At 74.8% G+C, this 523-nt stretch carries 1 protein-coding gene; it reads left to right on the top strand.

From position 1 onward, the window contains the following. Window positions 1–523: tryptophan synthase alpha chain (locus L6Q96_23625; GenBank protein ID MCK6557535.1), on the top strand; the 523-nt coding region annotated here is incomplete at both ends.

Raw genomic sequence — 523 nt, 5'->3', positions numbered from 1 at the left:
GGTCTGCGACGAGAAGCAGCCGCCGCCGACCTGCAGCAAGCTCACCTGCGGCGATCAGGGCATCGTGTGCGGTCCGGCCCCCGATGGCTGCGGCGGGGTGATCGCCAGCTGCGGCACCTGCCCCTCGGGCCAGGTGTGCGGCACCGGCGGCAAGTGCTCGACCTCGAGCTGCACGCCCACCACCTGCGGCGCGCTGGGCAAGAACTGCGGGCTGTGGTCCGACGGCTGCGGCGGCACGCTGAGCTGCGGCACCTGCCCCTCGGGCCAGACTTGCGGCGGCGCGGGAACCCCCGGGGTGTGCGGCGCCGGCAGCTGCACGCCCAAGACCTGCACGGCCCTGGGCCACGACTGCGGGCAGTGGGCCGACGGTTGCGGCGGCACGCTGAGCTGCGGCACCTGCCCCTCGGGCCAGACCTGCGGCGGCGGCGGCACCTTCGGCAAGTGCGGCGCCAGCAGCTGCACCAAGAAGACCTGCGTGGAGCTGGGCGTGGCCTGCGGTCAGTCGGGCGACGGCTGCAGATCG

It is taken from the genome of Candidatus Binatia bacterium (genome assembly GCA_023150935.1).
Lineage (GTDB): Bacteria > Desulfobacterota > Binatia > HRBIN30 > HRBIN30 > JAKLJW01.
This window is presented reverse-complemented; position numbering and strand designations above follow the sequence as displayed.